Origin of the sequence: Streptomyces sp. NPDC050509, from assembly GCF_044457965.1 — a bacterium.
Lineage (GTDB): Bacteria > Actinomycetota > Actinomycetes > Streptomycetales > Streptomycetaceae > Streptomyces.
On the sequence record NZ_JBITHL010000013.1, the window covers coordinates 155,352 to 179,150 of the forward strand.

24 protein-coding genes are annotated in these 23,799 nt (G+C 71.5%); 9 read left to right on the top strand and 15 right to left on the bottom strand.

All coding sequences use genetic code 11. The annotated features are described in order from the left end of the window. Window positions 1-67: 67 nt before the first annotated feature. A complete protein-coding gene (locus tag ACIBJC_RS31855; protein ID WP_399298453.1) occupies window positions 68-655 on the top strand; it encodes a TetR/AcrR family transcriptional regulator in 588 nt (195 codons plus the stop codon). Window positions 656-669: 14 nt separating this feature from the next. Here ACIBJC_RS31855 and ACIBJC_RS31860 read toward each other — a convergent pair whose 3' ends face one another. Then, window positions 670-1,698, bottom strand: a complete 1,029-nt coding sequence (locus tag ACIBJC_RS31860) for an SMP-30/gluconolactonase/LRE family protein (protein WP_399298455.1) — start codon at window positions 1,696-1,698, stop codon at window positions 670-672. Between the two features lie 213 nt (window positions 1,699-1,911). On the opposite strand from ACIBJC_RS31860, the gene ACIBJC_RS31865 reads away from it, so the two are divergent. After that, entirely contained in the window at window positions 1,912-3,720 is a 1,809-nt protein-coding gene (locus ACIBJC_RS31865) for a flavin-containing monooxygenase (protein WP_399298457.1), read from the top strand. A gap of 164 nt (window positions 3,721-3,884) precedes the next feature. Here the strand turns inward: ACIBJC_RS31865 and ACIBJC_RS31870 are convergent, their stop codons facing one another. Both ACIBJC_RS31870 and ACIBJC_RS31875 read right to left on the bottom strand, forming a co-directional pair. Continuing rightward, window positions 3,885-4,391, bottom strand: a complete 507-nt coding sequence (locus ACIBJC_RS31870; protein WP_399298459.1) for a hypothetical protein — start codon at window positions 4,389-4,391, stop codon at window positions 3,885-3,887. 299 nt (window positions 4,392-4,690) lie between these two features. Next, a complete protein-coding gene (locus ACIBJC_RS31875; protein ID WP_399298461.1) occupies window positions 4,691-5,137 on the bottom strand; it encodes a TIGR03618 family F420-dependent PPOX class oxidoreductase in 447 nt (148 codons plus the stop codon). 310 nt (window positions 5,138-5,447) lie between these two features. Between ACIBJC_RS31875 and ACIBJC_RS31880 the strand changes: the two genes are divergently transcribed. Continuing rightward, window positions 5,448-5,858 carry a hypothetical protein gene (locus ACIBJC_RS31880; RefSeq protein WP_399298463.1) on the top strand — a complete coding sequence of 137 codons (411 nt, stop codon included), beginning with the start codon at window positions 5,448-5,450 and terminating at the stop codon, window positions 5,856-5,858. 128 nt (window positions 5,859-5,986) lie between these two features. On the opposite strand, the gene ACIBJC_RS31885 is transcribed toward ACIBJC_RS31880, so the two are convergent. Then, window positions 5,987-6,721 (bottom strand): VOC family protein, encoded by a 735-nt coding sequence (locus ACIBJC_RS31885; RefSeq protein ID WP_399298465.1) that lies wholly within the window; start codon window positions 6,719-6,721, stop codon window positions 5,987-5,989. A gap of 286 nt (window positions 6,722-7,007) precedes the next feature. On the opposite strand from ACIBJC_RS31885, the gene ACIBJC_RS31890 reads away from it, so the two are divergent. Together ACIBJC_RS31890 and ACIBJC_RS31895 are read left to right on the top strand one after the other, a co-directional pair. Then, complete coding sequence (locus tag ACIBJC_RS31890) at window positions 7,008-7,415, top strand: YciI family protein (protein ID WP_399298467.1); 408 nt, start codon at window positions 7,008-7,010, stop codon at window positions 7,413-7,415. Beyond that, window positions 7,412-8,596 (top strand): RNA polymerase sigma factor, encoded by a 1,185-nt coding sequence (locus ACIBJC_RS31895; RefSeq protein ID WP_399298469.1) that lies wholly within the window; start codon window positions 7,412-7,414, stop codon window positions 8,594-8,596. The genes ACIBJC_RS31890 and ACIBJC_RS31895 overlap by 4 nt, the downstream gene beginning before the upstream one ends. Before the next feature lie 96 nt (window positions 8,597-8,692). Here the strand turns inward: ACIBJC_RS31895 and ACIBJC_RS31900 are convergent, their stop codons facing one another. The 7 genes from ACIBJC_RS31900 to ACIBJC_RS31930 all read right to left on the bottom strand — a co-directional run bounded on the left by ACIBJC_RS31900 (window position 8,693) and on the right by ACIBJC_RS31930 (window position 15,185). Beyond that, entirely contained in the window at window positions 8,693-9,814 is a 1,122-nt protein-coding gene (locus tag ACIBJC_RS31900) for an NAD(P)-dependent alcohol dehydrogenase (protein WP_399298471.1), read from the bottom strand. Between the two features lie 85 nt (window positions 9,815-9,899). Further along, window positions 9,900-11,459, bottom strand: coding sequence for an FAD-dependent oxidoreductase (locus tag ACIBJC_RS31905; RefSeq protein ID WP_399298473.1), 1,560 nt, complete (start codon window positions 11,457-11,459; stop codon window positions 9,900-9,902). Then, window positions 11,456-12,028 carry a VOC family protein gene (locus ACIBJC_RS31910; protein ID WP_399298474.1) on the bottom strand — a complete coding sequence of 191 codons (573 nt, stop codon included), beginning with the start codon at window positions 12,026-12,028 and terminating at the stop codon, window positions 11,456-11,458. Before ACIBJC_RS31910 ends, ACIBJC_RS31905 begins: the two co-directional genes overlap by 4 nt. After that, complete coding sequence (locus tag ACIBJC_RS31915) at window positions 12,025-12,450, bottom strand: hypothetical protein (RefSeq protein ID WP_399298477.1); 426 nt, start codon at window positions 12,448-12,450, stop codon at window positions 12,025-12,027. Before ACIBJC_RS31915 ends, ACIBJC_RS31910 begins: the two co-directional genes overlap by 4 nt. Continuing rightward, complete coding sequence (locus tag ACIBJC_RS31920) at window positions 12,447-13,157, bottom strand: cupin domain-containing protein (protein WP_399298479.1); 711 nt, start codon at window positions 13,155-13,157, stop codon at window positions 12,447-12,449. The genes ACIBJC_RS31915 and ACIBJC_RS31920 overlap by 4 nt, the downstream gene beginning before the upstream one ends. Further along, on the bottom strand, window positions 13,150-14,400 hold the full coding sequence (locus ACIBJC_RS31925; protein ID WP_399298481.1) for a sedoheptulose 7-phosphate cyclase: 1,251 nt from the start codon (window positions 14,398-14,400) through the stop codon (window positions 13,150-13,152). Before ACIBJC_RS31925 ends, ACIBJC_RS31920 begins: the two co-directional genes overlap by 8 nt. A gap of 212 nt (window positions 14,401-14,612) precedes the next feature. Next, a complete protein-coding gene (locus tag ACIBJC_RS31930; RefSeq protein WP_399298483.1) occupies window positions 14,613-15,185 on the bottom strand; it encodes an ATP-binding protein in 573 nt (190 codons plus the stop codon). Window positions 15,186-15,815: 630 nt separating this feature from the next. On the opposite strand from ACIBJC_RS31930, the gene ACIBJC_RS31935 reads away from it, so the two are divergent. Together ACIBJC_RS31935 and ACIBJC_RS31940 are read left to right on the top strand one after the other, a co-directional pair. Beyond that, a complete protein-coding gene (locus ACIBJC_RS31935; RefSeq protein ID WP_399298485.1) occupies window positions 15,816-16,763 on the top strand; it encodes a helix-turn-helix domain-containing protein in 948 nt (315 codons plus the stop codon). A gap of 338 nt (window positions 16,764-17,101) precedes the next feature. Next, window positions 17,102-19,981, top strand: a complete 2,880-nt coding sequence (locus ACIBJC_RS31940; RefSeq protein ID WP_399298487.1) for a peroxidase family protein — start codon at window positions 17,102-17,104, stop codon at window positions 19,979-19,981. Window positions 19,982-19,995: 14 nt separating this feature from the next. On the opposite strand, the gene ACIBJC_RS31945 is transcribed toward ACIBJC_RS31940, so the two are convergent. The 3 genes from ACIBJC_RS31945 to ACIBJC_RS31955 are packed head-to-tail and all read right to left on the bottom strand — an operon-like array spanning window position 19,996 to window position 21,972. After that, window positions 19,996-20,166: a PEP-utilizing enzyme gene (locus tag ACIBJC_RS31945; protein ID WP_399298489.1), complete on the bottom strand. Its 171-nt coding sequence runs from the start codon at window positions 20,164-20,166 to the stop codon at window positions 19,996-19,998. After that, complete coding sequence (locus ACIBJC_RS31950; protein WP_399298491.1) at window positions 20,163-20,459, bottom strand: hypothetical protein; 297 nt, start codon at window positions 20,457-20,459, stop codon at window positions 20,163-20,165. The genes ACIBJC_RS31945 and ACIBJC_RS31950 overlap by 4 nt, the downstream gene beginning before the upstream one ends. After that, complete coding sequence (locus tag ACIBJC_RS31955; RefSeq protein ID WP_399298493.1) at window positions 20,380-21,972, bottom strand: PEP/pyruvate-binding domain-containing protein; 1,593 nt, start codon at window positions 21,970-21,972, stop codon at window positions 20,380-20,382. The genes ACIBJC_RS31950 and ACIBJC_RS31955 overlap by 80 nt, the downstream gene beginning before the upstream one ends. On the opposite strand from ACIBJC_RS31955, the gene ACIBJC_RS31960 reads away from it, so the two are divergent. Continuing rightward, window positions 21,886-22,080: a hypothetical protein gene (locus ACIBJC_RS31960; protein ID WP_399298495.1), complete on the top strand. Its 195-nt coding sequence runs from the start codon at window positions 21,886-21,888 to the stop codon at window positions 22,078-22,080. The two genes, ACIBJC_RS31955 and ACIBJC_RS31960, sit on opposite strands and share 87 nt — an antisense overlap. 158 nt (window positions 22,081-22,238) lie before the next feature. After that, on the top strand, window positions 22,239-22,778 hold the full coding sequence (locus ACIBJC_RS31965; protein WP_399298497.1) for an RICIN domain-containing protein: 540 nt from the start codon (window positions 22,239-22,241) through the stop codon (window positions 22,776-22,778). Window positions 22,779-22,943: 165 nt separating this feature from the next. Here ACIBJC_RS31965 and ACIBJC_RS31970 read toward each other — a convergent pair whose 3' ends face one another. After that, window positions 22,944-23,273, bottom strand: a complete 330-nt coding sequence (locus tag ACIBJC_RS31970; RefSeq protein ID WP_399298499.1) for an antibiotic biosynthesis monooxygenase family protein — start codon at window positions 23,271-23,273, stop codon at window positions 22,944-22,946. Between the last annotated feature and the right edge of the window lie 526 nt (window positions 23,274-23,799).

The window sequence follows — 23,799 nt, forward strand, 5'->3', positions numbered from 1 at the left end:
TCCGCCGGGCCTCTCCGCGGGGGGACGGGAAGTGCCGCGATGCCCTGCCGGGGGCTACCCTTCGGTAGTGACGCAGCACCCCATGTCGAACGAGCGGCGGCCCGCGAACCACGGGCCGAAGGCCGCTGCCCGCAACCGGGCCGCTCTGGTCACCGCTGCCCGGGAGATCTACGCGGAGCACGGTCTGGACGCTCCGCTCTCCGCGATCGCGCGTCGGGCCGGGGTCGGGCAGGGCGTCCTGTACCGGCATTTCCCTGACCGGGCCGCCGTGGCGACCGCGGTTCTGGAGGAGAACGTGCGGCAGGTCGAGAAGGCGGCCGCAACCGAGGATCTGGCCTTCGCCGGAGTCCTCGGTGTGCTGACCTGGCATCTGACGGAGTCGGCGGCCTTCATCGGCCTGTTGCACGCCGACGCGGACAGCCGCTCCGACGTCCGCGCGTACGCTCTGGCCCTGTCCGAGCGGGTCGAGCGGGCCCTGCGGGCACACCTGCCGGACGGTCATCGGCTGGGGGCGGCGCAAGATCTCATGCTGGCCGTTGCCATGGTCTCGGGCGCCGTCACCGGCCCCACGCGCGAGGAGCGGGAACACCGGGCGCTGGCGGCCTGGCGGCTGCTCGACGTCGAGGTGGGACCGGTGCGGCCGTTCGAGGGGTGACTGGCGGAGCGGTGTCAGCCGCCGTTGGACTGGCGGATGCCCTTCGCCAGTGCGTCGAAGGTGTACAGGTACCCTCCGGCGGGCCCGCTGACGGTCATGTACGCCTTCCTCCCGCCGGGCGTGATGGCCACGTTCGTCGCCAGCTCCAGCCCTTCGGCGCGGCCCGGGACCTCGACGGTCGCCAGGCGCTCACCGTGCTTGTCGTATACGGCCATCGCGGGCCGGCCGGACAGTCCCACGTAGAGGTTTCCGTCCGCGTCCACAGCGATCGAGTCGGTCTGGGCGATCCCGCCGTCGACGCGGATGGCGGTGTGCCGGGAGGTCACCCCTCCCTTCGCGTCGAGGCTGAGGTAGGAGATCCGGTTCTGGGTGAGCTCGCTGATCCACAGCCCGCGGTAGTCCACGTCGAACGAGATACCGTTCGTCGCGGCCAGTTCCTCGGCCAGGACGGTGGCCTTCTTGCCGTCGCGGTCGATCCGCACCACACGCCCGTGCTCCTTGCCCTCCGCCAGGCCGCGTGTGTCGCTCAGGTACAGGTTGCCTGCCTTGTCAAAGGCGATGTCGTCGAGGTTCATCTGCGCCCCCTCGACCTCGCCGGAGAAGAAGACCCGCGGATCGCTGCCGTCCGGGGCCAGGCTCACGACCTCGCCGTGGGCGTAGTCGCTCAGGTAGAGCCGTCCGTCGTACGGGCTGAACTGTGCCGAGGTGTAGGCCCCTCGCCCGTCGGTGTGGACCGCCTTCGACGTCTTCTTCTCGATGTTGACGCGTATCACCTTCGGCTCACCCTCAGGTGCGGTGACGTCGACGACGAACAGGTCACCGTTCTCGTCGAAGGTCGGACCCTCCAGCAGGGTCATCCCGGTCTCCTCGTGCACCTTCGTCAGCTGCATGACCTTCTGCGCGCGGATGGTCCGGCCCGCGCCCGCGGAGGCCGTCGTGTCCCCGCGGTCACCGGGGTCGCCTGTGTCCGTGCCGCATCCGGTGAGCGCCAGCGTGCCGATCGCGGCGAGCACGGCAAGGGATCGGATCGGGAGTCGTCGCATGGGGGGTCACTCTTCCTGTCCGTATTTCTGCGGGTGCCGTCGGCAGGAAGCGCGCGTGGGCCCGCCGGAGGGCGGACGTGCTCGTTCCGAGTGCCGCGGTACGCACCCGCACTCCAACCGGACAGCGTTGTCCGGTAGTTGCTACCGTAGCGGAAGGCCGCTCGTCCCGGGCGGCCGGCACAACAGCGGACCAACCGGATCGAGGACCCCCACATGACGACTCCTCAAGCGCCGACCTCCGACGAACTCGCCGCGCTGAGACAGCGTTACCACCTCGAACGCGAGCGGCGGGTACGGCCCGACGGCGCCGGCCAGTACCGGCCCACCGACGCCGAGTTCGGCTACTACGCCGCCGATCCGTACGTGGGGGACGTGGCCGGGCGCGAGCCGCTGCGGGACACCGTCGACGTCGCCGTGGTCGGCGGCGGATTCGGCGGCATCCTCGCCGGGGCCCGGATGCGGCAGCAGGGCCTGGAGCGCGTCCGGATCGTCGAGATCGGCGGCGACTTCGGGGGCACCTGGTACTGGAACAGGTACCCGGGCATCCACTGCGACATCGAGTCGCACGTCTACCTGCCGCTGCTCGACGAGACCGGATACGTACCCGAGTGGAAGTACGCGCCCGGCGAGGAGATCCGCCGCCACGCGGTGCGGATCGCGCAGAAGTTCGACCTGTACCCGGACGCGCTGTTCTCCACCGGGGTCACCTCGCTGACCTGGGACGAGGCATCCGAGAAGTGGATCGTGGCCACCGACCGCGGCGACGCGTTCCGGGCCACGTACGTCGTCACCGCCACCGGCACCCTCTCCCAGCCGAAGCTCCCCGGGATACCCGGTATCGAGGACTTCAAGGGCCACACCTTCCACACGTCGCGGTGGGACTACGGCTACACGGGCGGCACCGCGGACGGCGGCCTGTCGGGGCTCTCGGAGAAGCGGGTGGGCGTCGTCGGCACCGGCGCCACCGGCATCCAGGTCATTCCGATGCTGGCCGAGGACGCCGGACACGTCTACGTCTTCCAGCGCACCCCCTCCACCGTGGACGTACGCGCCAACCGCCGCACCACCGCTCAGGACGTCGGCGCCGACCACGACGGCTGGGCACGCGAACGCCGCGACAACTATCTGCGCATCGTCTCCGGTGAGCCGGCCGAAGAGGATCTCGTGGCGGACCGCTGGACCATGTCGGCGGGTCTCCTGGAGAAGCTCCTGCCCAGCTTCCGTCGTCAGGGCGACCGGGAGACCTTCGAGGCAGCCTACGAGGCCGCCGACGCCGCCAAGATGAACGAACTCCGCACCCGCGTCGAACGGACCGTCACCGACCCGGACACGGCGGAGAAGCTCAAGCCCTGGTACCGGTACGCCTGCAAGCGTCCCACCTTCTCCGACAAGTACTACCCGGCGTTCAACCGCGCCAACGTCACCCTGGTCGACACCGCGGACACCCACGGCATCGAGCGCGTCACCGAACACGGGGTCGTGGTCGGCGGCACCAGCTACGAGCTCGACTGCCTGATCTTCGCTACCGGTTTCTCCGTCGGTACCTCCGGCGTCCTCTCCGGCAAGCTCCCCGTCCACGGCCGGGAAGGAACCCAACTGCTCCACGCCTGGGCGCAACAGGGTCCGCGCACCCTGCACGGCTTCACCAGCAACGGCTTCCCGAACCTGATCCAGATGGGATCCGTGCAGAACGCCAGCAGCGTCAACTACACGCACATCCTCGACGAGCAGGCCGTCCATGCCGCCGCCCTCGTCGCGGCGGCCGAAGCCGAGGGGGCCCTCGTCGAACCGTCCCGCGAGGCCGAGGACGACTGGATCGCCCTCCTGTCGAAGGACGCCCCCGACCACGAGTGGTTCCACGCCGAGTGCACCCCCGGCTACTACAACGGCGAGGGACGCGGCCGGCCGAACGGGCCGAGCGGCTACCCCTACGGCGCATTCGCCTTCCACGAACTCCTGAAGCGATGGCGTGAGGAGTCCATGGACGAGATCCTCCGGACCAGGACCGCCCAGCAGCTCTAGGACGCGTACGGAAGCGCTCCTGGTCGGCCCGGCAGCCGCCGGTCGCCCAGGCCCTGGACCGTGCGGGGCCTGGGCGACCGTGTGGTGCTCCGGTGCCGAGGAGGATCATCGGGACGGCGGCCCATGCCATCGACGGCACGGAGCGTGGTCGGGGACCTGTTCCCTCACACGGCCCAGCCCCGCTGCGCGGGACCGAGGACGGGTGGGTTCTGGTACTCCCCGGCGGGGCCGATGTCGGCGTCCTCCCACTCGGGGTCGTAGGCGCAGGGGACACTGGCGCCGCCGGTGAAGTACTCCCGGTCCGCGTACCAGGTGAAGGACATCCGCTCGGCCCCGTCGTTCCGCTGGACGAACAGGTCCCAGTTGCCTTTTGCGCCGTCACGGTAGGACGAGACCGTCCAGCCGTTGTCCTTGAGGTGGTGGTGCAGTCGGCGCAGGCCGGAGACGGCCCGACTCGCGGGCACGTGGTCCAGCGCCCAACTGTGGCTCATCCGGTAGGCGCCGTCGACGGTCTTGTCCTCCAGCCCCAGCAGGCCCCCGTCGTAGCAGAAGCCGGAGCTGAACGTGTTCTCCGTGCTGACGCCGATGTCCACGACTCCCGGCTCTACGGTGCGCGTGAAGCCCAGGACGTCGTACGCCTCCTGCGAGCGTTGGAACGCGCGGCTCGCCATGTCCTCGGGCGTGACACGGGGAAAGTCCGTCGACCCCCATGATCCCCGTACGAGCGGGACGGCCAGAGCGAGTACGACGACCAACGCGACGCAGCTACATCCGATGGCCCCGAGGACAGAGGAGGCGGGCCTGGACTCGGTCGTGGCGGGGGTGCTGCTGGTCGGTGCGATCTCTGCCGGCATACCGGGACGCTATGCCGGCGGGGGAGCGCCGCGGATGGGCGCGGATACCCGGCAAGCAGTGGGTATGCGTACTCAGTCGATCTGCGCGGAGAGCGCGCGGCGCTCGGTCGGGCCGGTCAAGGCGCGGGGACGGGGCCGCCGGGCCGGAACCGCTCCACCCCGACGATGTGCCGCACCTTGACCGCGCGCACGATCACCGCGACCCGCTGCTCACCAGGCATGATCCACTCGAACCGTTCGCTGCCCAGATACTTCCGGGCCAGCCGGTCCATTCGGTCGTGCGCCTCCTGGCCGTCGACGAAGCGGGCCACCTCGCCACTGATCTGCACGCGGTCGAAGGGATCGACGGCGTCCGCGTGCGAGAGGTAGACGCGGGGGTCTCGGCGCAGATTCTCCTCCTTCACCCGGCCCATCGAGGTGTTGAACGTCAGCTCGCCCTCTCCCTCCAGATCCACCCACATCGGACTGACCTGCGGCGCTCCGTCGGCGAACACGGTGCCGACGTACCAGATGTTGGGGGCTTGCAGCCGGGCACGGACGGCTTCGTCGAAAATCGCAGTCATTCCCGGAGGCTATCAACCATGATCGGCGGGACGGATCGGGGGGAAACCATGGATTCCGGATCAGGTTCATGATGCGGTCGGGTGGCCGGAGACATCCCTCCCTCGACCTGCGCCTGCCGGTCGTCAACTTCGGTCAGGAGCCTGCGTTCGCCCCGCTGCCGGACGGTGAACCCCGCCTCCATTACCTCGCACGTAATCGACGCCACCCGCTTCGCCCGGCACCCTTGCGGTACCTGAACCCGGGCGGCGCACTCCGTCCGAGTTCAGGCCCTCGACCAGCCCGTACGACCTCGATGGAGGCTGATTCGCCATGTCCGCAACCCTGCTCGCCGGCATCTCCCGCACCACTGAGCCGCAGACGATGCTGCGCCGGTTCCTCACTCTCGACGCCCTGGTCACCGGTGTCAACGGACTGGCGTATGTCACGGCGTCCGGACCGCTCGGTCGGCTGCTCGGGGTCGACGGCGCCGTCCTGGTCGGACTGGGCGTATTCCTCACTCTGTTCGCGGTCGGAGTCGGTTGTCTCGCCGCCCGCCGGCAGCCGCCGCGACTGCCCGTGAAGGCCGTCGTCGACGCGAATCTGCTGTGGGCCGTGCTCAGCGTCGCCGCGCTTGCGCTCTGGTTCGAACCGACCACGGCCGGCGCCGTCTGGATCCCGGTGCAGGCGCTGACCGTCGCCGGTTTCGCCGTCCTGCAGTGGTCCGCGCTGCGCCGGACCTGAGACCGGCTACGGCAGGACAGCACGGAGTCTCCCCGCTTGGGCCCTGCCCTGGGCTGTGGGGAGATCCGCGGCAATTCCTGGCGAAATCCACGAGAATGGCTGAAGGACCCGACGGGCAAGGTCACTTCCTACGAGTACGACGGCAACGACGTCCGTTGTACGGAGAACTCGTTGCCGTCAGGGTCGAGCATCAGCACCCGGACGCCGTCGCCCTCACCGATGTCGGTGCGCGTCGCGCCAAGCGAGATCAGGCGGTCGACCTCCGCCTCCCCGTCGGCCTCGGCGGGGAGCGCCAGCTCGAAGTACAGCCTGTTCGTTCCCGTCTTCGGAGCCACGGGAGGACCACCCCACGTGATCTTCGTACCGCCGTTCGGTGATTGGACGGCGGTTTCCTCGTCCTGGTCCCAGACCAGCGGCCACCGCAGCGCCTCGCTCCAGAAGTAACCGACCTTCTTCGTACCGTCGCAGGCCAGCGCTCCGATGAAGCCGGTGTCGGCGAGGAACTTGTTGCCCGCCTCGATCACACAGAACTCGTTGCCGTCCGGGTCGGCGAGCACCACATGCCCCTCTTCCGGGAGCTGTCCCACGTCGATGTGTTTCCCGCCGAGTTCCAGCGCCCTGGCCACCGTCCGGTGCTGGTCCTCCGGGGAGGTGCTCGTCAGGTCGAAGTGCGCCCGGTTCTGGCCGATCTTCGGCTCCTGGCCCGGCAGGAAACGAATGCGGAACCCGGCGGTATCAGGGGGCAGGATCGCGACGTCGTCCGGACCGTCGGTCAACTCCCAGCCCAGGACCCCGGACCAGAAGTGCGCCAAGTCCGACGGCCGGGTCGCGTTGAAGCAGATCGCGAACAGTTGACTGGTCATACCTCGTGCATCTCCGATCCACTGATGGTCGACAGGGCGCCTCGCCCTCCCCGCGGGCGCAGCCTAGGGGTGGCCGTACGGCACCCGCATCCGAGTTTCCGGCGCGGCGAAGCCGGGGTCTCCCACACGATGACGAGCGCGAGGCAGCCGAATAGCGGAGTCTTTGAAGTCCGCCGAAGAACTTCGCGAGGTGATGTCGAGAACCCGCGCGCGGCTCCGTCCCAGGAGCGAACACAGCCACAATGGGCCGTACACAACGGGCCGTGCCTCACCCAAGGAGAACATGATGGCCAAATACTTGCTGCTCAAGCACTACCGGGGCGCGCCGGCGTCGGTCAACGACGTGCCGATGGACCAGTGGGAGCCGGAGGAGGTTTCGGCCCACATGCAATACATGCGCGACTTCGCCGCTCGGCTTGAGGGCACCGGCGAGTTCGTCGACAGTCAGGCGCTCTCCCCCGAGGGCACGTTTGTCCGCTACGACGGCGAGGGGCGGCCGCCGGTCACCGACGGGCCGTTCGCGGAGACCAAGGACCTGATCGCCGGCTGGATGGTGATCGACGTCGAGACCTACGAGCGCGCGCTCGAACTGGCCGGTGAGCTGTCCGCGGCTCCGGGTGCGGGTGGGAAGCCGATCCACGAGTGGCTCGAGTTGCGCCCGTTCTACGGCGAGCAGCCCACGGCCACCGAGTGAACGAGTCGCGGCTCCGCGAGCTGGTGCCTGCGGTGATCGGTGTTCTCGTCCGTCGCGGAGCGGACTTCGCGGCGGCCGAGGACGCCGTGCAGGACGCCCTGGTCGAGGCCGTGCGCGCGTGGCCGGACGACTCTTCCCCAAGCTCTCGGCTTCGTTCGAGCAGGGGAGACCCCATTCGGGACCCCAAGGGCTGGCTGGTCACGGTGGCCTGGCGCAAGTTCCTCGACGCCGTCCGCGCCGATACCTCCCGGCGCCGGCGGGAGGAGCTGGTCGAGGCCGAGCCCACGCCCGACCCGGGCGAGGCGGTGGACGACACGCTTCATCTGTACTTTCTGTGCGCGCACCCGTCCCTGACCCCGGCCTCGGCCGTCGCGCTCACGCTGCGCGCGGTCGGCGGTCTGACCACGCGGCAGATCGCGCAGGCCTACCTTGTGCCGGAGGCGACGATGGCCCAGCGGATCAGCAGGGCCAAGCGGACCGTCTCCGGCGTCCGGTTCGACCAGCCCGGTGACGTCGCCACGGTGCTGCGCGTGCTCTACCTGGTCTTCAACGAGGGCTACTCCGGCGACGTCGACCTCGCCTCCGAGGCGATCCGGCTCACTCGCGAACTGGCGGCCAGGACCAACCACGAGGAGGTCGCGGGCCTGTTGGCGCTCATGCTGCTCCACCACGCACGGCGCCCGGCCCGGACCGGATCCGACGGCAGGCTCGTGCCGCTCGCCGAGCAGGACCGCGGTCTGTGGAACACCCGGCTGATCAGCGAGGGCGTCGAGATCCTCCAGACCGCCCTCGCCCGCGACCGCCTGGGCGAATTCCAGGCCCAGGCGGCCATCGCCGCGCTGCATGTCGACGCCAGGACCGCCGAGGAGACCGACTGGGTGCAGATCGTCGAGTGGTACGACGAACTGGTGCGGCTCACCGACAGCCCGGTGGCCCGCCTCAACCGGGCCGTCGCGGTGGGCGAGGCTGACGGTCCGCGGGCCGGCCTGGCCGCCCTGGCGGGGCTCGATCCCTCCCTGCCACGGCACACCGCCGTCGCGGCGTACCTGCACGAGCGTGACGGTGATCCGGTGACCGCGGCACGGCTCTACGCCCAAGCCGCCCGATCAGCGCCCAACCTCCCCGAACGCGACCACCTCACACGACAGGCCGCCCGGCTCAACGCGCGGATGCGCAGGTGAGCGGCGAACCCGTCGGTGGTGCCGTCGTGCCGGCAGGCGGCGATACCCACCGGACCGCGCGCCGGGTGGCGGGCCCGCGCACCGGCCGGCGCGCGGTCAGGGCATGGTGAGGACCGGCTTGACGACCTGGCCGGTGGCGGCAGCGGTGGCGGCCTCCTCGATCGCGGCCAGTGGGAAGTCCCGGACGATCCGGTCCACCGGCAGCCGCCCGGCCCGGTACAGGTCGATCAGGGCGGGGATGAACCGGCGCGGCACCGCCGCCCCCTGATTCACCCCCACGATCCGGGGGCCGCGGTCGAGCATCCGGGGTACGTCGAAGTGCGCCTCGGCCCCGGCGGGGGGCGCCCCGACCACCCCGCACACCCCGCCCACGGCCAGGCCGTCCACGGCCTGGCGCAGCACCTCCGGGCGGCCGCTGGTCTCCAGCGCGCACTGCACACCGGCGCCGCCGGTCAGCCCGGCGATCACCTCGGCCGGGTCCTCGGCGCCGGGGTCGACCACGTGGGTGGCACCCAGCTCGCGGGCCAGTTCCCGCCGCGCCTCCCGGGGATCGACCGCGATGACCCGGGTGGCCGCGGTCAGCCGCGCCGCCATCACGGCGGACAGTCCCACGGAGCCGGCGCCGAACACGGCGAGCACGTCCCCCGGGGCGGGGCGCAGCACATGGAGCACCGCCCCCGCCCCCGTCTGCACCCCGCAGCCCAGCGGCGCGACGATCCGGGGCGGTACGTCGGCGGGGACGCGTACGACACCGCGCTCGCCGGTCAGCGCGAGGGTCGCGAACGACGACTGGCCGAAGAAGTGGCCGTGGAGCGCGGACCGGGCGTGCCGGCCGGTGCCCCGCAGGGTCGGGCTGCCGTCCAGGCGGCTGCCCCCGGACAGGTTGAGCCGGAACCAGTGCGCACACCGCACCGGCTGCCCGCTGTGGCAGGCCAGGCACTCCCCGCAGGACGCGAAGCTGATCGCGACCGCGTCGCCGGGGGCCACTGAGGTGACGGCCGACCCCACGGCCTCGACGGTGCCCGCCCCCTCGTGTCCCAGCACCGCGGGCAGGGGGAAGGGAGTGGCCCCGGCGCGTACGCTCAGGTCGGTGTGGCAGATACCGGCGGCGCGCATGCGTACCAGCACCTCACGGGGGCGGGGCGGGTCGACGGCGATCTCCTCCAGGGTGAAGCCGTCGCCCTCGGCGCGGACCACGGCGGCTGTGGCGATGGGCATGGGTGACTCCTCAAAGGGCGGCCGGCGACTGCCGAGCCGGACGGTGAACGGTCCGGCGACTGCCGAGCCGGACGGTGAACGGCCGTCAGGGCAGCACCGCGCCACGGCGTGCCGTGCGCAGGGCCTGGGCGGCGATGGTCAGGGTCGGGTTGACGGCGGCGGAGGACGGGAAGAACCCGCCGTCGACGACGTACAGGTTGCGCACCTGGTGGCTTCGGCAGAGCGGATCCAGCACCGAGCGGGCCTCGTCGGTCCCGAAGACGGTGGTCCCGCACTGATGGCCGGTGGCCTCCACCCCCATCCGCTCGGCGAGGACCAGCGGATATCCGGCGCGGCGCATCATCCGGGCCGCGGCGTGGGTCAGACGTCGGTGTGCGTCCGTGTTGGTGGGCCGCCGGTGCAGTGTGATCGTTCCGCCGGATCCGAGAACCACCCGGTTGCGCGGTGTCGGCAGGTCCTCGGACATGACCCACCACTCCACACTGCGGGCGGTGGCGGCGGCCAGCAGCCGACGCGGTGTCCGAGGGCGGGCGGCGGCCACCGCGGCGGTGGGCAGCCTGCCCATGAGCTGGAGGTTGCCCAGCGGGCGCGGCGTGTGGTCGCCCGGCTGGTAGAAGTCGTTCACCCCCAGCGTCTTCTGGAAGACGACAGGATTGCGGCGGAGCGGGTCGATCGCGGTCAGCACGGTGTTGTTGTGCATCATCAGGTTGCGCCCGACCAGGCCACTGCCGTTGGCCAGCCCGTCCGGATGCGCGGAGCTGTGCGAGCGCAGCAGGAGCGCGGCGGAGTTGACGGCGCCGCAGGAGACGACGACGGTACCGGCGCGGATGGTGACCTTGCGCCCGTCCCGTTCCGCCTCGACGGAGGTGACCCTGGTCCCGGCCGGGTCGGTGCGCAGCCGGGACACGTAGGTGCCGGTCAGCAGCCGGACGGTGGGCTCGCGCAGCGCCGGGCGCAGCGCCCGGGTCTCCGCGTCGCTCTTGGCGCTGACCCGGCACGGGAAGCCGTCGCAGGTGCCGCAGCGCACGCACGCGCCGCCGTCGGCCAGATCGATGCCCAGCTCCAGCGGGTAGGGGTGGAGCCCCTGCGCGCGCAGCCGCTCCGCCAGCTCGCCGATCCGCGGTTCGTGCGGTACGGGTGCGAAGGGGTACGGGCCGGAGCGCGGCGCGGCGGTGGGGTCGGACCCCGCCCGGCCGTGCACCCGGTACAGACGCTCGGCCTCGGCGTAGAAGGGATCCAACTGGGCGTGGCCGTAGGGCCAGGCGGGGGAGGGGCCGTCCGGGTGCCGGGTCTCCTCGAAGTCGCTCGCGCGCATCCGGGGCAGGGCCGCGCCGTACACCTTGGTGGTCCCACCGACGTAGTAGTGGGTGCTCGGTGTGAAGCCGGTGCCGTCGGCGGTCCGCCAGGTCTCGGCGTTCTTGTACCGGCCCTCGGCCATGACGGCCTGCGGTGACCAGTTGTCCGCCTCGCGGGGCAGGAAGCCGCCGCGTTCGACGACCAGGACGCGTGCGCCGGTGCCGGCGAGCGCCCACGCCAGGGTGGAGCCGCCCGCGCCCGAGCCGATGACGGCCACGTCGGTGTCGTACCGGTCCTGGTGGCGCCGGACCACGGGCGGGGTGCCGGGGCCGAAGATGTCGCCGGTCATCCGGTGCCTCCCGGTGCGCCGGGGGCGGGCTGGAAGAGCCGGACCGCCGTGTCGTCCTGGTAGGGCACGTGCTCCGGGCCCTGGACGAGTTCCAGGTGGAGGCCCCACGGGGTGGTGAGGTAGACCCAGCGGGTGCCGGCGATGGGTCCCTCCTTCACGGTCTGCGGTTCGCCGCGCATCCGGACTCCCGGATACCCGAGCAGATGGGCGGCCGAGGCGTCGAAGTCCTCGGTCCACAGGGCGAGGTGATGCCCGCCCCAGTCGCTGTTGCGTGGCATGCGGCGCCGTCGGCCGGGGCCCGTGTACTGGAACAGCTCCACGTTGGTGACCGGTCCGAGCCGCAGCATGGCGATGTGCGCGGTGGCCCGGCGGTCGACGCCCAGTTGGCGGGCCATCCAGTCGCCGTCCGGGTCGGCTATCGGGCCGGTGCGGTAGGCGAGCCGGGCGCCGAGGACGCCGGTGAAGAAGGCGACGGCCTGGTCGAGGTCGGGCACCGTGTAGGCGACGTGGTGCACGGCGGTGGCGCCGGGCACCCGCAGCCGGTTCTCCGGGGAATCAGGGCGGTTCATGAGGTGTGCTCCTCGGTGGTGTCGGGGACGCGGCACGGCAGTCGCCGGGCCACGGCGTCGGGGGTGAGGGTCAGGCAGAGCAGTTCGGCGCCCCGGGGGCCGGCCCGCGGGCGTACGTCCTCGCCGCGCGCGGCGACCAGCAGGCCGCGCTCGCCGAGCGTCGCCCGAGGACGCGAGCCGGTGCCGGGGGCCGGATCCGGCCCGTCCGGGTCGAGGATGAGGGAGCCGCTCAGCACGTACCACGCGGCCTCGGTGCCGTCGCGGCCCATCAGGTCGAAGTGGGCGTCGGGGCTGAGGCGCAGATGGTCCACGGCCTCGCATTCGCTGTGCAGCATGCCCCGCCGGGCCAGGCAGCGGACGCGGACGCGTTCGCTGCCCGGGCCGAGCAGCACGGTGGGCCGGGCGAGGGACACGGTGATCATTCGTGGTCTCCTTCCGGTACGGCCAGGACGGCGTGGAAGTACTCCAGCCCCTGGATCCCGGCCCGGAGGCTGACCTGGCTGCCCAGCGGCAGGGTCAGGGACCGGCCGGGAGCGAGCGGGACCGTGGTCTCCTCCGCGCGGGCGGTGCCACCGCCCGCCGTGACGAAGACGGTGTGTTCGACGCCCTCGGCGTGCAGGTGCGTCTCGTCGGCCGGCAGCAGCCGGGCGAGGCGTACGGTGCGCAGCGGGCCGGTGAGCACGGTGGAGGCGTCCACCGGCCCGTTGGCGTACAGATCGGGGATGACAGCGCTGTTCGGGGCCTTCACGGTGGATTCCTTCCGCTGGTCGGCAGGGGCGGGGAGTTCGATGACGAGCCATGCCAGCGGCTCGTCGCCGGTGTTGCGCAGGCCGTGCCGGGTACCGAGCCCGGTGAGGACGGTGTCGGCGGTGCCCACGGCGTACGGGCGGCCGTCGAGGGTGATCTCACCCTGGCCGGAGACGACGAAGTACAGCTCCTCGGTGCGGGTGTGCCGGTGCTCCCCGCTGACGCCTCCCGGCGGCAGCCAGGCCCACTCCACGGCCTCCCAGGCGCCGTGCAGTCCGGTACGGCGGCTCAGGCACGCCCAGCGTGAGTGCCCCCCGGCGGCGTGCACCCCGTGGACGTCGGCCGGTGCGTGGACGTCCGCGCTGATGACGGCGTTACGCATGGCGGGCCTCCCGCGCCGTGTCGCGCCGCCGCTGGTGTTCGCGCAGGAGCAGGGCGGCGCTGGTGATCTCGGATGCCGTGAGGTTGTTGACGAAGACGGCGTCGCCGATGCCGACGGGCAGCGGCAGCCGCTGGCTGCCGTCGCGGTGGCGCACCGTGTCGGCCAGCGCGTCGGCGAGCACGCCCGGTTCGCACAGCGGGTGCCAGACCGGCAGCCGCAGCCGGCTCATCAGGTTCAGGACCTGGTCGCGTCTGCTGGCGTCGGTCAGCCCGCGCTGCCAGGCGACGACCGTGGTCAGGGCCATGTCCAGGCTGACGGCCTCGCCGTGGAGGAGGGCGGGCAGCGCCCGCATCTCCAGCGTGGGGCTGAAGGAGTGGCCGTAGTCGACGACCCGCTCCAACTGGTGCTCCCACAGGTTGGGCTGGAGTTCCTGGAGCATGCCGTGAACGGCTCGGGCGAGCACCTCGTCGCCCGGGCCACCGCCCTGGGCCGTACGGCCGAAGCGCTCGGCGATCAGCCGCTCGCCGTGCTGGTCGAGCAGGTCGAACAGACACCGGTCCTTGATCAGCCCGATCTTGAGGATCTCCGCCATGCCGTTGCTCAGGTGCCGCCGGCCGAGGGTAGCGAGGAACGACGGGTCCAGCAGGGTGGCGTCGGCCGGGTGGTAGGTGCCCAACCGGTTCTTGTGCGGCCCGAAGTTGACCCCGGTCTTGGCGCCGACCCCGGCATCGACCAGCCCGATCAGGGTGGTGGGCACCCGGACGTAGGGGGTCGAGCGGCGGTAGAGGCTGCAGGCCAGCCCCACGATGTCGAGCAGTACCCCGCCGCCGACGGCGATCACGGGCTCACATCGGCGGGCGATACCGAAGTGGTCCATCGCGGCCGCGACGCGGAAGACCGACTCCATCGTCTTGAGCCGCTCGTGGGCGGGCAGTACGTACATCGTGTGGTCGATCCGGTTCGCGTCGGCGTAGGCGCGGATCCGGTCCCCGTACAGCTCGTACACCCTGGCCTCGACGACCAGCAGCCGGCGTGTCCGGGCGCCTCCCGTGGTGGAACGGGCGGCGGCTCCCGTCGTGGCGCCCGCCGAGACGAGCGCGGGGTTGTCCGGGTCCAGCACGCGGGGCGCGAACGAGACCTGATAGCTGATCGGCTTGGTGGTGCTGACGGTCCACGCCCGGACCGGATCGCCCGAGGTGAACAGTCCGGCCGGCGTGGGAATGGTTTCCTGGTGGTTGCGCACGGGGGCTCCTGGAAGTCGTCTGGATCGATGGGGGATTGGCGCGTTCCGGATCCGAAGTGGTCCGGCCGCGTTACGTGTTCCAGCCTGTCCAAAAGGGAGGACGAGGTCTTGTCTCTCGGCGCACTCCCGGTTGACCGTGAGCGCCCGGCCGTCCACCGTCAGGCGGTACGGGGTGGCGCCGTCCGCACGCGGACGGCGCCACCTGCAGGGCCTTATCCGAACGAGAGGCCCGAGCCGGGCAGTTCGCCGCACAGGGGGCCGTGGTCCCGGGCGAACCACACGCCCTTGCCGGCCATCGGCGACTCGGTCAGCAGCACCGTCGCGTGGACGCCGCACCTGTCGCACAGCCGCCGCACCAGACCCAGCCCCCGGCCCCGCTCGCCGATACCCGCGAGGAGGGCGTCGAGGTCCGCGTCGTCCGGTCTCCGCTGCTCGTCCGCGTCGCCGTCGTCGGGTTCCTGGTCCGAGAGCCCCGGCCAGTGTTCGACGTCGGAGTCGACCACCTCGCACACCAGCGTCTCGCCGGTGTCGCTGAGCCTCAGCTCCCAGGGGCCCGCGCCGTGTTCGTAGGCGTTGGCGACGATTTCACTGGTGGCCAGGATGATGTCCTCGGCGATGTCGGCGGCCAGGGACAACTCGCCGAGCACGGCCCGCACCAGATTCCTGGCCAGGGCCGGGGAGGGCTGCCGGCCGTCCAGTTTCCACACCCGCACGTCGCTGCCCGGGACCATGGGCGGCTCGTTGTTGTCGTGTGCCGTGATCGGTTCGTGGACGCAGATGGTCATGATGACCTCCCGGCAGATGTTCGCTGTGTCTCCAGCCTCACCGGGACGGGCTCCCACGCCTTTCCTTACAGCGCACAGCGGTTGACCGTACGGGCCCGCCGCGCCGGGCCTTTCGGCGGACGCGGCCCGGCACGCCCGCCCCGGGCCGGCGACGGTCATGGAGAACGCGCTGATGGGACCGGTCGCCCGCCGGAGACACCGGCGCGGGGGCGGGCCGGGCGGCCCCCGGCGCTCCGTGTGACTGTGCCGCCACGGACATGCCGGTGTGCGCCGAGTGGCAAGCGCGGGCCCCGGACAACGGCGACCATGTCGACGCGGCCCCCTACGCGCCCCGGGAGTCCGCGGGGCGGTCCGGGCCCTGCCGGATCCAGCCCGCGGCAAGCGGGCCGGCCCGCGCCGACACAGACCGTGTCGTCCGTGGTCACAGCGGTGCCGACCACCGTCGGTGAGGCCCGGACCACGCAGAAGGAGGTGATCGGTATATACGTACAAATGGATCCATGGAGTCCTTTACTGTCAGACTGGAGATGCGGCCGTCGAGAGTGCGGGCTGTCCACACCCTCGGTACGGCGGAGGCAGGGGCGCAGCAGACACGGGCGACCGTGGAAGCGGGCGAAAACCATGTGGAAAGTGACCAGACTCAGCGACTACCAGCAGATCTGCCACGCATTCCAGGAACGTGGCGCCCTTCCGCCGTGCACCCTCGGTCCCGATCCCGGTCCGGGCTTCTCGATGACCCTGCGGGAGAACCGGCTCGGCCCCGTCACCATGGGGGTCACCGACATCTCGGCGCGCAGGCCGTGGACGGGCGAGATGGTCTCCGTGGACGAGTCCGACCTCTACACGGTCGTCATGCCGCTCGTCGGTTTCCACCACGTCGTCCAGCGGGACCGGGAGGTACTGCTCCGGCCCGGTCAGCCGACCCTGCTGGACGCCACCATTCCCACCCGCAGGCAGACCTCCTCGTACGGGCCGTTCCAGATCATGTTCACCGCCGTGCCGCGCTCGGCACTGGGACTGCACACCGGGCGGATCACCGATCATCTGCTCGCGACGGAACTGCCCGCGGACGACGGGATCGGCAGCCTGACCACCTTCTACCTCCGCCGGCTGTGCAAGCAGACCGGGGAACTGAGCCCTGCCGCCGCCGAGCGGGTGGGGCGGAGCTGCGTGGAGCTGATCACCGCCTACGTCGGCGACCTGCTGTGCGACCGGCCCGACCTGGGCGACGGCGTCACCGACGCCCTCGTCCTGCGGGCCCAGAGCTTCGCCGACGCCCATCTGGGCGATCACGAGCTGTCCCCGTCCGCGGTCGCCGCCTCGGTCCACGTCTCCGTACGCTATCTGCACAAGCTCTTCGCCGACCGGCAGATGACGGTGGCAGGCTGGATCCGCCGACGCCGCCTGGAACGCTGCCACCTCGACCTGTCCGACCCGGTCCAGGCATCCTGGTCGATCACCGAGATCGCCCACCGGTGGGGGTTCACGGATTCGGCCCACTTCAGCCGCTCCTTCAAGGCGGCCTACGGACTCAGCCCCCGCGACCACCGGATCACCGCCTGCAGCCCGCCCCGCTGAACCGCGACCGCCCGTGGGACCCACCGCTGGTACGCCGCCGCGGGAGCGGCGCGAGACGCCGCCGCTGCATCCGCCCGCCGCCGCGCGGCCGTTGATCGGCTGTGCGAACATCGGCATGAGAACACGCCCGCCGTGGGCCGCGTCCGTTCCGCCGGTGGCGCGACCGCGTCACTCCGGCGGCCTGCCCGACCCGGGGCCGCGGCATCCCGACCCGGTCCGAGCCGTCTGCTCACCCTCCCGGCGCGGCTGACCACGGCGCGGCGCCCGCGCCCCTCCCCGGACTCCACGACCATGCCGTTCGCGCGCCGTCGCAGGGGACGGCAGAGAAGGAGCCACCGATGCAGGGACCTCAGGCGGACGGCGGGGAGAAGTGGCACGAGACGTACCAGGGCGGCAGCCCCGAGGCGGAACGGTTGATCTTCGAGGAACTCGCCCGGAAGATCATGCGCCTCCAGGTCAGGGCCGGGAAACAGGGCCGGGTCGCTGTGGCCCGCGCCTTCCACGCGAAGGCCGTTCTGGGGGTCGAGAACGCCCGGCTGCTGATCCATGACGACGTCCCGCCCGTACTGCGTACCGGCTTCGTCCGGCCCGGCGCGGAGTACCCGGTCACCGTCCGGTTCTCCAACGCCAACAGCCACGAGCAGGCCGACGCCGCCCCCGACCTGCGCGGGATGGCGCTCCGCGTCGACGCGGTCGACGGCACGCACGATCTGCTCATGTCGAGCTTCCCGGTGAGCCTGGCACGCGACGCCCGCGAGTTCGTCACCTTCGCCATGGTCACGGCGGGGGCTCGCAGCCGGTGGCAGCAAGCGGTCGCGCTGTTCGTCCGGCTTCCCCTGGTCGTGGGCTGGTCCGCGGCCGCGCGGATGCGCCGTAACGCGATCGCCGCCACCCGCCGGACCGTCCGCAGCTTCGCCCTGGAGACGTACTGGAGCCGCAGCGCCATCCTGTGGGGGGACGCCGGTCCGGTGCACTACCTCCTGCGGCCCGCACCGGGCGCGCCCGGTGCACCCGAGGTGTCCGGCACCGACCGGGACCACCTGTGCCACGAGCTCCAGCGGCGGCTGCGGCGGGCCGATGTCGTCTTCGAGCTGTGTGTGCAGCGTTACGCCGATGCCGAGCGCACCCCCATCGAGGACACCTCGGTCGAATGGCGGGAGGCGGACGCGCCCGTTGTTCCCGTCGCCACACTCGTCATCCCTTGCCAGGACGCCACCACCCCCGAGGCGCTGGCGGCCACCCACCGGGTGGAGGAGCTGGCGTTCAACCCCTGGCACACGACCCAGGAGTTCCGCCCGCTGGGCAATCTCAACCGGTCCCGCAAGGCCGTCTACGAGGCGAGCAGCACACAGCGGCTCGGCGAGCGTTTCCTCAGCGAGCCGTCCCGCCGCGAGGCGGTGCTGGGCGCCGCCGCCGAGGCCGTGTTCCGCGGCGTCAACCGCGTCGTCCCCTGGTACCGGCTGCCCCGGCCGCTCCAGCTTCCCAACCTCTTCTTCCTCCGCCGGGTGCTGCGCCGGGTGAACCTGATCGACACCGACACCCACCAGACCCCGCCGCGCCCCGGGCCCGTACCGCCCCCGGTCGACAAGGCCCTGCGGGTCGCCAGGAGTACCGACGGTTCGTTCAACGACCTGTCGGCGCCCCGGATGGGCGCCGTGGGCGCTCCTTTCGGGCGCAATCTGCCGCCCGTGCCACGGCCGGACCTGTTCGACGAGCCCAGCGCGTACACCGTCAGCAGGGAACTGCTCGACCGGGAGGAGTTCCTGCCGGCCCGCTCCCTGAACCTGCTGGCCGCCGCGTGGGTCCAGCTCCAGGTCCACGACTGGACCCAGCACCGGCGCTGCCCGCCGGGCGGCAGGACCGTACAGGTGCCGCTCCCGCCCGGCGTCGACTGGCGCAACACCCCCGGCGGACCCGTGGAGCACATGATGCGGTTCGCTGACGATGTCGGTGTGCGCACCGACGGGCAGGAGTCGGCCGTCACCTTCGGTAACACCGCTTCCCACTGGTGGGACGGGTCCGAGGTGTACGGCGGCGACCACGAGAGCGCCCGGAGGCTGCGCGGGCCGGACGGTGGCCTGCGTCTGGAGGACGGCTACCTGCCCAGCGGCCCCGGCGGGATCCCGCGGACAGGTTTCCACGACAACTGGTGGCTGGGCCTGAGCCTGCTCCACACGCTCTTCGCCCGCGAGCACAACGCGGTGTGCGCGGCGCTGCGCCGCGAGTACCCGGCCATGAACGACACACGTGTCTACCACACGGCGCGGCTCGTGGTGTCGGCGCTCATCGTCAAGATCCACATCCTGGAGTGGACCCCGGCGATCCTGGCCACCAGGACCATCGCGAGCGGCGGGGAGATCATGTGGCGGGGAAATCCGGAGAGCTGGCTCAGGCGGCTGTGGGTGTGGCTGCTCGAAGAGAGCGGGCGGACCGGCATCACCCGGACACCGCCCGACCACGGGACCGCGCCGTTCTCCCTGACGGAGGACTTCGTCACCGTCTACCGGATGCATCCGCTGATCCCGGACGTGTTCGAGCTGTACGACCACCAGGCGGCCCGGCGCCTCCATGTCTCCGACTTCGACGGTGTGTTCGGCGCGGCGGCCGAGCGGATCATGCGCGGCACGGGCCTGACCGACTGCCTGTACTCCTTCGGCATCGCCAACCCGGGCGCGATCACCCTGCGGAACTACCCGCGCGCCCTCCAGCGCTTCCAGCGGGACGACGAGATCATCGACCTGTCCGTCATCGACCTCGTCCGCACCCGCCGCCGCGGAGTGCCCCGCTACAACGACTTCCGGGCCGGCCTGCACAAGCCGCGGATCCGCCGCTTCGAGGACCTCACCGACGACCCGGATCTGCTGGCGCGGCTGAAGCGGGTCTACCCCTCGGTGAACGAGATCGACACCATGGTCGGGCTGTTCGCCGAGAACCCGCCGGAGGGCTTCGGGTTCAGCGACACGGCGTTCCGCGTCTTCCTTCTCATGGCGTCCCGCAGGCTGCAGAGCGACCGTTTCCTGACCGTCGATTTCCGACCCGAGGTCTACACCCCGCTGGGCATGGACTGGATCGAACGCGGCGGCATGAGCAGCGTCATTCTGCGGCACTGCCCCGAGCTGGCGACCTTCATGCCGCGCGGCGCCGGCGCGTTCGCGCCGTGGCAGCCGGCGCGCCCGCCGGGGACCGGCGGAAACGGGCCGACCGGCACCACGTTGTGAGGATGCCGCTCGGGTCAGGGCGTCCCGGTGGTGTCGGCCGTGACGGGCTCGTCGAGGGTGACGGTTCCCGTGCTGCCGTCGACGGTGATCATCTGTCCGGTCCGGATCCGTTCGGTGGCGCCCCTTACGCGGATCACGGCCGGGATACCGTACTCCCTTGCCGCTGTCGGTCCGTGCGCCGTCACCGCGCCGGTCTCGGTGACCAGCCCGCCCGCGGTGCGGAACAGGCGCAGCCGCTGATCCGCCCGGTGGAGGCGCCCACCTCGGTGAGCGTGCGGCCGTCCGGCGTGCGGGCCGGGAGCAGGGTCTCCGCGTCGGTCCCGTCGGAGAGCAGGGCGACCGGAACGGTAGGGCGCCGCAGTTCCCTCAGGTACGCCGACCGGCGTCCGGCGACGTTCTCACGCGGGTCGCCGCCGTCCACCGCGGTGCGCAGCTCGGGCAGCGTGAGGAACCTGACGTCGTCGGCGTCTTCGAGCATTCCCTTCGCCTGAAGTTCGGCGCCGATGAGGAGGAGGCGCCGGCGGCGGTCGCGTAGCGCGTACAGCCCGGCGGGTGAGTTCGGCGAGCATCGCCTCCACCCTGGCCGCTGCGCGTTCGAACCGCAGGTCCGGGGACTGGTGCGGATCGGTGCTCCGCAGGTGGTTGGCGAGTATCGCGAAGACGGGGGCCGGGTCCTCCGACCAGTGTGGAACGCCGACGTCGATCTCGGCGGCGCAACGGTGACCGTAGGCGTCGAGGAACGCGGCGAGGCCGAAGTCGGGGAGCTCCCCGGCCAGATGGGCGGTGGCGAGCTCGTCCGGCGAGGCCCGTAGCAGCAGCTCTCGATGCGGTGCCGCACGCTGGGCGACCTGCCAGAGCGCCAGGTCCATCTCGATGGTGACGTTGTGCGGCATGCCGCCGAGTACGGTCCTGATCTCGTCGTCGCTCGCGATGCCTTCGAGGAGCGGCGGCAGCTCCGCGGTGATGAGGAGCCCGGTGACGACCGGCCAGATGATGGCCCGGAGGCCGGTGTCCGGCTGCTCGGCCTCCTCGACCAGGGGCAGCAGCTCCGCGGCGGTCGGCGGGTCGGCGACCGGCTGTCGCCGGAGGTGTTCGATCGTGCCGAGCACGCGTGTTCGCGCGGCCGTCGGCCGGGCCAGCGTGCCGAGGACCCCGGCCACGGCCTTCGGCCCCGCCGCCGAAGTGGCCGTGCCGCGTAGGCGGGTGCGTTGTTCCGGGGTGAACCGCGGGTCGTCCAGGAGGTGTTCCACCACGGCCTGCGCCCGCGGCCCGAAGTCGACCGCCATGAGTGTCACCAGCCGCTGTCTCCCGGAGGGGTCCCGCATCGTGTCGGTCAGGTCGCCGTAGAGCCGCCCACCGATGTCGACGACGTCGACCGTCATGCCGAACGACGCGAGCATGCCGGCCAGCAGCCCCTTCAGCGTCGACATGCCCATCGGTGTCACCGGCTGGAGCCTGCCCTGGACGTGGCCGAACTCGACGTACAGCCGCGGCCCCGGCTTCTCGCTCGCGGGAGGCGCCGGGAACAGCGTGGTGATCGGCCGCGACTGGAGGAGCCACAACGTGCCGTCGCGGTCGTACGCCCACTCGGCGTCCTGCGGTGCGCCGAGTCCGTGCTGGAGCCGCTCACCAACCGCGCGGAGCTCCTTCAGACGGTTCGGGGCGAGGGAGCCGCGTTCCTCGGGGCCCGTGCCGTCCAGCACGTGGTGGTCGGCCTCTACCTCGCCGTTGACGACGGCCGTACCCGGTCCGGGAGCGGCGTCCACGACGGACGCGCTCCGTGAGCCGGTGAGCGGGGCGGCGGTGAACAGCACGCCGGCGACCTCGGCGTCGACCATGCCGCCGACCAGCTCCGGGCCGCCGGTCCGGCCGACGGCGTGGACCCCGAACGTGCCGCGGCCGGCTTGCTCGCGCTCGTCGACGGGCTGGGCCTGCAGGTGCTGTCGCAGCAGTACGCCGAGGAGGACGCCGTCGCGCTGCTCGACGCCCAACTCGCGTTGCTCTTCGGCGGACGACCGAGCCGGAACGCCGCGCTCCGGGGCCGGGAAGCCGCGGCGGACACCGGGCCACGCCCGGGCGGATCGACGAAGGCGAGCTGACACCGGCCCCCGGCAGTGTGCCGCCCGTCATGGACGGCATCCGGCGTCCGGGGTGGGTGTCGTCGGCCGTTGTGCCACGCGGACGGTTGTTCCGCACCAGGGAGTGACAGGGAACCCAATCTCCTGCGGTGACCGCCCGGAGCGGCTACCACAGGTGCATGACGACGACGATGCGGGCTCTCGCCTGCGCCACACTCATGGCCCTTCCCCTCACCACGGGCCCCGCCCTCGCGGGCCCGGCCCTCACGGGGCCTGCGGGATCCGCGCTGCGCGCGCCGGTCACGGACGGGCAGAAGGCGATCAAAACCTTCGCCGGGCTGTGCTTCGACGTTCCGGACGACAACCTGGCCCCGGGCACGCCCATCGTCCAGGACAGGTGCGACAGCGGCGCGAGCCAGTCGATGTGGGTCACCACCCTCAGCGACGGAAAGATCGAGATCAAGAACTTCGACGGGCTGTGCCTCGACGTCTCCGGCGGCAGCACGCTCGACCGTACGCCGATCGTCCAGAACACCTGCGACCGCAGAGCGAGTCAGAAGTTCATGCCACGGGCCGACGGAGACAACATCGAACTGAGGACCGCCGCCGGAAAGTGTCTCGATGTCCTGAACGGCTCGACGGCGCAGCGTGCGGCGATCGTCCAGAACAAGTGCCAGGTGAAAGCCAGCCAGCGGTTCTTCGTATGGACATACGCGTAACCGCGGTCCGTGACGGGGGCCGCCACTGCCGTGGACGGTCCGGGAGAAGCGGCTGAGACCCCGGCCCGCGACGCGCACCGCTCCGCCGAGGGCCGGGCCTTGATCCTGCTGGGTACCGCGAGGCGAAGGCGCCGGCGGAGCTGTCCGCGCGACGGCCTGCCTGTTCTACGAGTTGGTCGGCGTTGCCTGCTGTACGACCTCGAAGGACCACAGGGCGGACCCGCTCGCGGCCGGCTTGGGACGTTCCCCGCTCCCCGCGTCGCCGCCCTGGTGGGCCGCCTTCATGGGGCCTTCCATCCAGGCCTGGAAGGATTCCTCGTCCTGCCACCGTGTGTAGACGAGGTAGTTGTCGGTGCCTTCGACGGGGCGGAGGAGTTCGAACCACTCGAACCCGTCGGAGTTCTCCACCGCATGTGCGCGCGAGGCGAAGCGCTTCTCCAGCGTCTCGCGCTGCTCGGTGGGGACGGTCAGTACGTTGATCTTGACTACACTCATGGCCCCATCCTGCCGTACGACGGTCGGCAGACGAGGAGCGGCTTGTGCATGGCGCGGTGTCGCGGACTCGAATCGGGTCGACCGCGTGGCGCCGCTTGTAGATCTGCTGGTCGAAGGCCGGGGGCCGACTGCCGGGGCTGCCGCGGCTGTCGCGACGGCCGTGGCTGAGGCGGCCGCGGACCTGGTCGGCCCGCTCGGGGATCGCGTGGGGGAGATGCCCCGCCGGCGGAGCCGGACGCGAGTCGCCGTCGAACACCTCGCGTACAAGGAGACGCCCGGAGAACACGAGTCGGCGGCCGGTAGCCGAGTCCGCCTGAGTCCGCCTGTTTGGCGAGATGTGATGGACGGACCGTCGCCGGTTGGACGAGCCTGAACTCCTCCCTCCCTCTTCCCCTCCCTCCCTCTCCAATTCCCTCTCCAACAAGGCCGGAAAACCGGGGCGCGGCGGGATCCCCTGCCATGTGATGATCCTTCCGGCGCGCCGGGGCTGCCGGCGCGTCAGTCGCGTTACCACACCCTTGGGGGG